Source organism: Aulosira sp. FACHB-615 (assembly GCF_014698045.1).
GTDB lineage: Bacteria > Cyanobacteriota > Cyanobacteriia > Cyanobacteriales > Nostocaceae > Nostoc_B.
The window spans coordinates 1-10,904 of sequence record NZ_JACJSE010000043.1 but is presented as its reverse complement, the minus strand read 5'-3'; the positions used below and the strand labels follow the sequence as shown (position 1 = coordinate 10,904).

8 protein-coding genes are annotated in these 10,904 nt (G+C 43.3%); 2 read left to right on the top strand and 6 right to left on the bottom strand.

Annotated elements, in window-relative coordinates:
- Positions 1-15: 15 nt before the first annotated feature.
- Positions 16-1,299 carry a transposase gene (locus tag H6G77_RS32095; protein WP_396020694.1) on the top strand — a complete coding sequence of 428 codons (1,284 nt, stop codon included), beginning with the start codon at positions 16-18 and terminating at the stop codon, positions 1,297-1,299.
- 81 nt (positions 1,300-1,380) lie between these two features.
- On the opposite strand, the gene H6G77_RS36040 is transcribed toward H6G77_RS32095, so the two are convergent.
- Both H6G77_RS36040 and H6G77_RS32085 read right to left on the bottom strand, forming a co-directional pair.
- A complete protein-coding gene (locus tag H6G77_RS36040) occupies positions 1,381-2,721 on the bottom strand; it encodes a hypothetical protein (protein ID WP_190873758.1) in 1,341 nt (446 codons plus the stop codon).
- Between the two features lie 52 nt (positions 2,722-2,773).
- Positions 2,774-4,663, bottom strand: coding sequence for a DEAD/DEAH box helicase (locus tag H6G77_RS32085; protein ID WP_190873757.1), 1,890 nt, complete (start codon positions 4,661-4,663; stop codon positions 2,774-2,776).
- Between the two features lie 104 nt (positions 4,664-4,767).
- Here H6G77_RS32085 and H6G77_RS32080 point away from each other — a divergent pair, with 104 nt between their 5' ends.
- Entirely contained in the window at positions 4,768-5,373 is a 606-nt protein-coding gene (locus tag H6G77_RS32080) for a cytochrome b/b6 domain-containing protein (RefSeq protein WP_190595316.1), read from the top strand.
- Between the two features lie 84 nt (positions 5,374-5,457).
- On the opposite strand, the gene H6G77_RS32075 is transcribed toward H6G77_RS32080, so the two are convergent.
- The 4 genes from H6G77_RS32075 to H6G77_RS36035 all read right to left on the bottom strand — a co-directional run bounded on the left by H6G77_RS32075 (position 5,458) and on the right by H6G77_RS36035 (position 10,892).
- Positions 5,458-8,895 carry a plasmid replication protein, CyRepA1 family gene (locus tag H6G77_RS32075; RefSeq protein WP_190873756.1) on the bottom strand — a complete coding sequence of 1,146 codons (3,438 nt, stop codon included), beginning with the start codon at positions 8,893-8,895 and terminating at the stop codon, positions 5,458-5,460.
- A 186-nt stretch (positions 8,896-9,081) separates the two neighbouring features.
- A complete protein-coding gene (locus H6G77_RS32070) occupies positions 9,082-9,678 on the bottom strand; it encodes an alpha-ketoglutarate-dependent dioxygenase AlkB (RefSeq protein WP_190873755.1) in 597 nt (198 codons plus the stop codon).
- Between the two features lie 141 nt (positions 9,679-9,819).
- Positions 9,820-10,716, bottom strand: coding sequence for a hypothetical protein (locus H6G77_RS32065; RefSeq protein ID WP_190873754.1), 897 nt, complete (start codon positions 10,714-10,716; stop codon positions 9,820-9,822).
- Positions 10,717-10,757: 41 nt separating this feature from the next.
- Positions 10,758-10,892: a DUF1392 family protein gene (locus tag H6G77_RS36035; protein WP_277880714.1), complete on the bottom strand. Its 135-nt coding sequence runs from the start codon at positions 10,890-10,892 to the stop codon at positions 10,758-10,760.
- Between the last annotated feature and the right edge of the window lie 12 nt (positions 10,893-10,904).

The following is a 10,904-nucleotide window of genomic DNA, read 5'->3' as shown; positions in this document are numbered from 1 at the left end:
ATAAATGCGACAACGATGCGGCAATTAAACCAAATCATCCTGGCAATGTTAGCGATGAGTGGTCGAGTCACGATGAGGGGAATTGCCCGTTGGACAGGGGAACACGGTAGCTATCGGACAATGGGGAGATTTTTTTCAACAGTCATACCTTGGGCAACATTGTTTTGGCTGTTTTTTCGTAAACATTTGTGGCGAGATCAGGATGTGTACTTGCTGGCAGGAGATGAAGTTGTAGTCAGTAAGTCGGGTAACCAGACTTACGGGGTGGATAGATTTTTTTCTAGCCTAGCAAGTAAACCAATAAATGGTTTATCTTTCTTTGTGCTGTCATTAGTAAGTGTGTCAGGAAGACAGTCATTTCCAATTAAAATAGAACAGGTTATCAAAAGCGATACTCAGATAAATAATACGGAACTAATCAAAAAAGTCAAAACCCAAAAAAAGCGTGGAAGAGGACGACCAAAAGGCAGTAAAAACAAGAACAAAACCGAAGTGATATTGACATCTGAATTATTGCTAATTCAAAAGATGATTAATTCACTATTCGAGCTAGTAGCTAACTTTATACCCTTGACGTACTTGGTAGTAGATGGTCATTTTGGGAACAACAATGCTTTGCAGATGGCACGACAAGTTAACTTGCATATAATTTCCAAGCTGCGCCATGATTCAGCATTATACATCCCTTATGAAAATCCTGACTCGAATAAACGTTCTCGTCGTAAATACGGTGACAAGCTAGATTATCGTAATCTACCTGACAAATATTTATGTAAAAGTGCTATTGAGGATGAGATTCAAACTGATATTTATCAAGCTACTCTTCTTCACAAAGAATTTGCTCAGTCTCTCAATGTAGTTATTTTAATTAAAACTAATCTTAAAGCTAATACACGTAGCCATGTAATTTTATTTTCCAGCGACTTAGATTTGACGGCTGAGAAAATTATTGACTATTACAAACTTCGTTTCCAAATCGAGTTTAATTTTCGGGATGCCAAGCAATTCTGGGGCTTGGAAGATTTTATGAATCTGAGCCAAACTGCTGTGACTAATGCTGCTAATCTTGCATTCTTTATGGTCAATTTATCCCATCATCTTCTCGCTGATTTCCGTAAACATAATCCTGGTTCTAGCATTATTGACCTGAAAGCTTATTACCGTGGTTTTCGATATGTCCGTGAAATGCTAAAAATACTTCCTCAAAAGCCTGAGCCTATTTTATTAGCGCAAATTTTTGCCAAGCTTACTTCTCTGGGACGTATTCATCCCGTTTCCACAGGCATTGAACCCTCGTAAATTGGCTAAGGTATTGTCTCCTGCAATCAGTTTTATTATGTATGCTGGAGAATTTAGGCGATCACTCTCTTGCCCTAAAACCTACGCCATCCACTCAACCCAATTAGGGGCAGATGCCACCAACTGCCCAAACATCACAGGCTCTTGCTCCTCAAACGCCAACATCACACCCCAACGCTCGTCAGGAGTAAGGGTGGAGAGGAACTCTTTAACCGCTTCTACACCATCTTTCACTCGTTCCTTGAAACCAGCAGCGTAAAACTTGACCTGCTGCCACCAAGAATCAGTAGAGTTTTCCTGTCCCTCCATATCCTCAATAACGGGGAGTGGTATTGTGTCAGTGATTGGTGTTGGTATACCTATATTACTAGTGACTGACACCAACTCCCGATTTAACCACTTCTCAAAAATCACATTCCGCCTATCATCAGGAGCAACAAACTTATATACACATTCCCGCTTTCCTCTTGGCCCCAACCTTCCTACGTAAGTCAACCGCAAATCAATCTTGTTCAACAGCTTTTGTGCGATCGCCAGGGGCGTTAACTTATCGCTAACAGTCACGTTCAAGCAAGTCTTGATAAGATAACGATTTTCAACAGCCGCCCGTTTCAACTGCTGCATTTCCTCATCAGACCCCCGCAAACGTACCCCTGGCGTAAGCAATTGCAACAGCTTCAATTCTTCCAACAACCGCACAGAAGACAACATCTGCCCTTTGTTAAAATCTGGTTTCCAAATCGAATTCTCCCCAGCTTCAGCCAAACCCTTAACCCGTTTGCTGTCCCTGTTTACTAAAAACTGCCGCCCCACAGTCAAGTAATAGTGCAGACGCAGTTGAGGATACCAGCCGTCGTCGTCTTTTTCGACTAATTCAGGCGTAACCTCCACTTCATAACGCCGGGACAATTCACCCTTTCGCTGCTGATACCGTTCTTCTTCAGTCTTCACCCGCTTTTCTTGCAACTTCTTCAGTTCGGCATCAGAAACATCATCAGATTCAGAAACCCCCAAGCATTGACCAGAATATAATTCCTTGGAAGCTGCTTTCACCTCTTTAACAACTTCCTTGGTTTCGTCAGGGTCAGAATCGTCGGCATCAATAATCTTATAGCCATCAGCTACCAAACCCTTCAGCACAAATTCCTGGTAACGGCGCATTTCCACGTTAATGACCGCACCTCGCTTACCCCAAGTCTGCAAAGATTCGGGCTGAAAGTTCTGGTCAATAAACGAATAATCGTCATTGTCAGCCGCAGACAACAGAGCAATATTCGCCTGGGTTGCAATATCCTGACTCCGCAACAATCCACCCATAGAAGTTGAACCATTGCCCACAGTCCCCATCCCATACCGACTAACCCAGATGTGACGGTCAACAGTTTCTCTTAACCGTGCTAACATCTGCCGTACTGAGTCCACAGGCTGAACTCCCTGGAATATCTCCCAAACCGAATCAAAATGGCCTGTGATATTAATGGAAATACAAATTTCTAAATTCTGTTCGCCTCTTTAATTGTGCAACCCATTGACTGATTTGGTTACGTTTATCTGGAGGCACACGGTCAATGGCTGCTTTAATAACTAATTTGTGATAAATTTCACACAAAGAAGAAATCATGTTTATGTCTTGGCAATCTGACAAATAATCTGCGACTAATGCTAGATTTTCTTCGGTTAGCCATTCCTGAATTTCATTAATTTCATTTTCATAATCTGCCTTCATATTTTTAAACTTATTTTTTTCGTAATTAGAAAATCTACTCCAAATAAGTTTTTTTATACTTTCAGGACGCTCAGACATAATTTTAGTGATGTCTGTCCATTCTTTGGCATAGCGAACACGGTAAACTAAAGATTCAATACTGGATTCAAATATTTCTTCTGAACAACCTAGTAATTCAATAGCATAAATTAGCTCATTTTCATTTAGTTCTTGGCAATTTAAAAACCAATCTCTAATCGTAAAATTATAAAAAGCTAATTGTTTTTCTAGATTTTTAAATTTACGCTTTTTAGCTTCAATAATTGGTGTGAAGAAAAATAAACGAACTTCGGGCGGTACTTCTTTAAACTGAATATCAAAATCAGAAATAATCATTGGTATTTTAGGATTTTCTGCCACAGAATGTTCTTCTAATACCCACTTAAAAGATTTACCACAATTGGGACAATCAACTTCATATTGAATGACAAATTCAGCTTTTTCATAACTAAAGCAATCTTTGGTGCGAATTAGATCAGGCATTGGTTTGAAGACATGGTGGCAGTAAGGACAACACCTGCTTCCTTGAGTATCTGGGTCGCAAGAAACTGGCTCAAGGCTCCATTTTCTGTTGTCACATGGACGGCCAAGCCGAAACCAATTATCAGTCATGTCTAAAATAGTTGCATAATCTTTTCCTGGCGCAGGACGTAATACTCTACCAATCATCTGCAACCACAAGGTAACGCTGCTAGTCGGTCGAGCAATGACGGCGGCACTGGAATCAGGACAATCAAATCCCTCAGTTAAAATTGCACAATTACTGATAACCTGTGTTTGACCACTACGGAATCTATCTAAAATTTGTTTACGTTCAATGTTGCTCGTTTCGCCATCAAGATGCTCACAAGTGATTCCATTCGCACAAAAAGCTTGTGTAATATCTTGAGAGTGCTTGACGTTGACAGCAAAAATTACTGTCTTTTGACCACTACAAAAATTCTGCCACTGCTTCAATACCTCAGTTGGCTTGTAGTCAGAAGCAACTTCCTCTAATTCTTTACGCGTAAAGTCGCGTTTTAGCGGAACTTTGTGTCGAGAATATTTAAAGCCAGCAATTAATTTGTAATCTGTTAAGTGGCCTAAAGCAATTAATTCCTTAGTAGAAATCGAGCTGATCAGGTGGTCAAAAACATCTCGCAATCCATAGCCATCTTCACGTCTGGGTGTGGCAGTTAACCCTAAAATCAATGCTTCTGGGTAAGCATCTAATAATTTGCGGTAACTATTCGCACTAGAATGATGAGCTTCATCAATAATGACAAGCTGCGCCTTTGGGTAAGTTTCTCGTCGTGAAAGAGTTTGAATACTCGCTACCTGAATTAATGAATCATTCGGCTTGTATCCAGCTTTAATAATTCCTGGTTGTAATTTTGTCACTGCCGCTAGTTTCTCGGCCGCCTGGAGAATTAACTCTTCTCTATGAGCAACTACCAAAACACCTTCACTTTGGGCAGTCATCTTAGATGCTATGGCGGCAAAGATAATTGTCTTGCCACCACCCGTGCTTAGTTGCAGTAGTACCTTTCTAATTCCACTATTCCAAGCAGCAAAAGTTTTGGAAACTAAATCTTGTTGGTAATCGCGCAGGCTAAACATTCTTAGCTAATTTCTACTCCTAATTAGAGAAATATTTCTACCTATTTTAAAATCAGGAACCTCTATTTTAAAGTAATCTGTAGATGATGATTACCTAAATTTATATGAGTGCAACTATTCCCCAAAAAACACGAAAAAAACTCAAACAAGCGATAGGTGCTAAAATTTTTCATTCTGTTAATATCATAAGCGTCTTCCTTTTACTCACCAGTGGATTACGAATTTATAACGCAAATCCTGTGTTTGGTGGACGTTCTGGTTTACACATTCCGCCCATATTTACTTTAGGAGGTTGGTTGGCAGGAGGTAGAAACTGGCATTTTGCTGCTATGTGGTTATTTTCTTTAAATCTATTATGGTATGGACTTTATATTTTAATTACTCGACGTTGGCGACACCGATTTGTGGGTACTAATGACCTGAAAGCATTACAAAAAAGCCAAAATCCTCAACGCCTAATTTATGCTTGGCATCGAATTGTTTATACATCTATTATTCCTGTTCTGTTATTGGCATTATTCACAGGTATAGGTATGTATAAACCTGCTCAATTTCCTGGAATTGTAGATATGTTTGGCAACTGGCAAGCACTAAGAATTGTGCATTTTGCTTCAGTGCCAATGGTAATTGTATTTATAATAATTCATTCGACATTAGGGCGACAAGCTGGCGGTGAGCAACTACCAGAATCAATGTTTTGGAAGATATAGCCCTTTGGAAAGATGAGTTTAATCCATCAGGAAATGGGTAACAAACTTATTCCTCAGCACGACCTCTTCCTCAACAGGTGCAACTCAACCCATCCATTCCACCCAATCGGGAGCCTCAGCCACCAATTGAGAGAACATCTGAGGTTGGTTTTCTTCCATTTGCACCATCACCCCCCATCGCTCATCCGAAGTGAGTGTAGAGAAGAATTCTTGAACCGTATCAACACCCATTTCTACCTGTTCTATTAACCTTGCAGTATAAGATTTAACCTGTCGCCACCATGAATCAGTGGGATTTTCCTGTCCGTCCACACCCTCCCAATTATGACTGCCATCTTCAATAATGGGGGGTGTGGACGGGGCAGAATTAGGACGGGGGGCAAGGGTGCGGGGGTGCAGAGGGGAGGATGGATGTAAGTTTGCTCCCCTGCTCCCCTGCGCCTCCGATCCTCTGCTTTCAAGTCCATACATAGACTGCATCCTAGCCGCATACGCCGCATTCTGCGCTTGCTCTTGTTGCCGCCGCCGTTCTCGTTCTTCCCTCTGTGCTTGCCGATACACCAACACATTCCGAGCAAAAGCAACATCATCAGGGTCAAGCCGATAGTAACGCACCCGTTGACCATTTTCGGTAGGTCGTCGGGACAGGGTAGTTAAAGCCAGTTGACCCAAGTATTGACTCAAAATCCATACCGGGGACTCATCGAGTGGGATGGTCAAGTTGAGGATACCTTTAATATGGGGTGCATTGCGTTTAGAAAAATCCGCCAATGCCTGAATCATTGGTTCATCGCCTTTAATCTCCACCCCATCCATAAAATCAGTTAAGATCGCGCGTAACCCCAATCGGTGGCGCATTAACCAAGAAGTGGAATGATTACCCCAGTCGGTGCAGATGGGCAAGCGATCTCGTTCCGTCCTATCTCGTTCTGCCACAACAAAAGGCGGCGATACAAACTCTCGCCCGTGTTCGTCGGCGATCGCTTCAAGGGGCGCTGCTAAGATTGCTTCAAGTGCGATAATCTTTTTGATTAACCTTCCACCATTGTCTTTCTCGACCAACTCAGGAGTGACGGTCATCCCGTAGGTATCTTGGATGCGGAACTTCTCGCATTCTAACGCCTCTTCAGGTTTAAGATAATCCTGGTGCTGTCTTGCTGTGTAAGTCTTTCTGTCGATGTCCTTGGCATTGGCAACGTTACGATAATATTCCGCATCAATGGCATTCCCCACCGCTTTCATCAAACGCCGCGCAGCTTCATCCATATTGTCCCCGGCGCTGACAATCGTATTGCCCATTTCCGTCAGGAGCGATCGCAAATCAGCGCGTAAATTATTGATAGACCAGTTGCGTTGTGCTTCAATCTGGCAAGATGTATCCAGCGCCCAGTCTTTTTCAGCACCACGTTTACCCGTCTCTTTGTCAATACGAATGAGAAAGGCGGTCATCTCATTTTTCTGGAGAATCTTTTCTTTGATGTGACGGGCATTGGTTTGGGCGTAACCAAAAGGTGGACGCGGAGCGACCCAAACGTGCATGGGAACGTTAGGACGATACCGCCAAAGCTGTTGAGTGCATTCGGTGGCTGATTGGGAGACAGCATGAAACACCCCAAATATCACATCAAAATGGTAAGTGGAGATGTCAACCCCAGTGCCAAGGCTGGGAGTGATTAACAGCGCGTCAATATCTTGGATGGCGGTGTTAATCTCTCTGATAAAAATGACGTTTTCTTCGCTACCACTATTTTCAGAGTGAATAGTCCAGATCCTAAGCTGTCGATCGTCTTCTGATTCGGGTGTATCTTCTAACAATTCGCAATTTGCAAGTCGCAAGTCGCAATTCTTTAAACTGCGAATTGCGAACTGCGAATTGCGAATTGATCTCTGTGCTGCTACTTCATTCAAAGCACGTTCTAACTTTTTGATAAATCGCTTAGAGTCAGAAACGACCATCGGCTTTTTCCCCAGCATCAACTGAAGATGGATTTGGGCAACGATGGCGCTACTGTCTTCACCCTCATACCAGTGGACTTGACGACCACCGGAGCGATACTCGTTTTTGATAATGTATGGCTGTTCACCTTCTGGTCGCATCTTCATGAAAAAATCGATGGTCGTATCGTCCAGGTGAGCATCAGCCAAAACAACCAGCTTGGCGTTGTATACGAGATATTCCAGTACCTCTAAGATAGCTCCCCGGTGTTCCTTGCAAGTTTTGGACTTCAGCAGGTGGGCGAGATATTGACAAGCTTCGTCTATGAACAGAATATCGTAAGCCTGCAAGTTATTCGCCATTTTATACAAAGAATCTACGGTGATGCTTAAAGCTTTAGCCCTTGCCCAGTCTCCGCAAGCGATCGCTGAATACATCGCGGTAAGCAGGCGATCGCTGAGGTTTTTGAGCAGGTTCACCCGATGCCCGTTGTTCAAAAAACTCAAGTCTGGGTTATCCCTTCTGACAATGGACATAAGTTCAGTTTTACCAGTACCCATATCTGAAGCCAAACCAACAACCCCAGATTTTGGGAAGGATTTGATCACCTCGGACAAATAACGGGTATTAACGGTTACATCCGGCTTATACTTGTGTAAGCCTCTGGTTTTCTTGGCGAAGAACTGCTTTTGATATTCTTGCACGGTGAGAGCATCAGCAATCATGGCTGACACTGCTTTTTCGGCTTTATGCGAGAGTGCCACCACCCAGTCGTCAATACCTTTTTCTGGCCCTGGTAACAATGCCACTTCACACTCTCCACCAGCATCTAAGATGACGTTGGCGGTGCGGCGGATGGCTTGGAATACTTGCCATTTTGTTTTGGGTTTGGTTTCGTAATCAAACAAGATGACGAATTTGCGCTGTTGTTGCGCCATTGGGACTAAATCAGGGTGCAGCCGTTCAAAACCTTCTTTACCAACTCGACCATTCCAAATGCCGGGAAGTGCGATCGCTGCATACCCCAAAGACAGCAGACAACCAGCTTTCTTTTCGCCTTCTGTTAGGAATACTGGAATTTCTGAATGTGACAAGACCCAAGCCCAGAAGCCCAAAGCTTCACCTTCAATAGTAATGACAATGTTATCGGGCATTGGCACGTCATAGCGTATAGATATCTTTCGCCAGATGTGCAGGGGAACCCTAAAATACGTGACGCGGTTAGGGGTTTTGGGTGGGGATTCGTATTTGATAAGTTTACGGGAAGAATTGACAGTAGCCTCCCCCCTGCCTGTCTCTTCCTCCTCAAATCTGGGAATATCCGGCTTCGCCCTTCCCCACTCCATTGGTAGCCAGTCGTTGTGAGGGTCGAGTCCGTTTGACCACCAAGAACTGGTCATGGCAGCATATCGAAGTAAGTACCCATCTCGTAACCGTCCATCGTTTCGTCGGGCAGTTTGAGGTAGGGCATACAATAAATATTCATAGATTTCATTGCCGGACAGCGATCGCACGTTGAGCGTGATGATATCTTCGTCAACGCCACTGTTTAGCCATTCTTGTAAGTGATGTGGTTCAAGACTCATAATTTCCTCCAATAGACGCACGGAAAAGTTAGCGGTATGCACCCATACCGCTAGAGCGAAAACTGACACTGGCTAAAAAACTAAATTAAGTAGTACATCTGAACCAAGTCCAAATACTTTACACCATTCTGAAAAATTGGGTTGAAACTCAAAACAATTAAGGAGGCGTGATTGAACAAGTGGTTTTTATCTGCCAAGAGTGTGTGGTCGAAAAGTCAGATTGATTCTTGTCCTGACAACTTTGGTCGTTTTCGGAACCTGATGTACATGGGTTGATTGGCAGCCTGGGTGCATCAACAGCAGACTGCCGTGTTCCAGCCAAAAATCAGTAGGACTTCCACCGATGGGCTTAATTTGAAACTTGCGTACTCCACCAAGACTGATAGATGCGATCGCTGGGTCAAGTCCCATAGATGAATCGGTGTCCGAATGCCATCCAATCGAGTCCGCGCCTGTACGGTACTGATTACCTATAACAATGCGGAAGCTGTATCCGGTGAAGGCGATAATTCTGTCTCGCAGTTCGGCAAGTGTTTCTGTCCAGGGTAAGGGTTTGAGCAGTACGCTTTTTGAGTAAAAGTAATTACAGCCTTTATCACCGTACAGACATTCAAGACGAGGGATATCTGTAGTTTTTCCCAGCATTCGTATTTGATTCTGTTGCCATTGCAGGTGCAGACAGTGTTGATAGAGTTCGTTTGCTTCTTGAGTGGTTAGGAATTGTGGGTAATAGGTGACGGGTAAGGTTGGGGTGGATTCGGGAAATAAATTGAGTTGTTGCATATTTTCGTTCTCCTGAGTTTGAAGGCATTGCAACTAAGTCAAGCAATTTTTAAGTTTTGTAAAGAAATGTGTTAGCTTGTGAATGGTGTTTTAACCACTCTTTCCTTTGGTATTTGAAGCGATCGCGCGGGCGGTTGCTTTTTACTTTTTGACCAACCGCATACTCTTCTTGTTGGTAAAAGCCCCAGCCTGCCTTAGTGCTGCTGTTGGGTTCGGATGTGCGAAGAACTCCTCGATTGCTTTGGTTAATCCTTTAGCGATCGCAGAGTCATGGCAAGCATAGATGTAGACTGACTGTTGAGTGCCATTGACCAAACGATTTTCTTGGCGATCGCTTAAATGTGGGTAAAATGTGCGAACCCAAGTACCTAAATGACCACGATAATGTGAACCGTGCAGAGGTACTTTTTTACCAAGCTCGATTTCTGCAAAATTCACCACGCCCATCCATTTTTCAGAGGTAGCGCAAAGTGCTTGTCTGTTGTGTTCGGCTAATAAGTTAGCGGCGAAATCTTTGAAATGCTGCTCGATGTAGGGGTTGAGTTTGCCCCCGGTGAGGTCAGCCAAAGTTTTCATCGACTCAACCAAAGTCTGCAATCGTTGCTCAACTGGGGGTAAGGCAGGAGCAGGTGGTTGTTCTGGTTGCTGAGTTTGGGGCTTTGTCCAGCCCAACTTTTCTTGAATCCAGGCTCGAATACCAATAGTATTGAATGAACGACAGACCAGTCTTGCTTGTGGGTTACAATACCTGCCAGCTTCAAAGGCGTAGTATTCCAAGATGATAGCGATCGCTATGTCGGGGATGCCATCAGTACGCCATAAATTCAGGTTCGCGGAATCAAAACCTTGCTCCATAAGCATTACAGCTAATTTTGATGGTTCCAGGTTCGCGCTTTCTAATGCTTTACCAATGGCTTTGTCGCTAACCCCAGCCAATCTTGCAGTTGCCCGAAGACTGGCTTTAGCTTTACCTGATGCGTCAACTTCTATTTCTTGTTTAATCTGTTCAATAATTTGGGCGACTTCAATCTGTGACATAGTTTTATTTGTGTGATGAGTACAAAGTGTTGTGTTTGGACTTAGACATTCACTCGCACCAAGTCTTCTTCCCGCACCAAAGAAAAGCGATTGGTTGTGATGAGTGGTTCTTTAAAAGTAGGTAATGCCAATTCGACTAAATAAAACCAAGACTTCTCAATTAACTCAATCCCCAGAATTAACCTTTG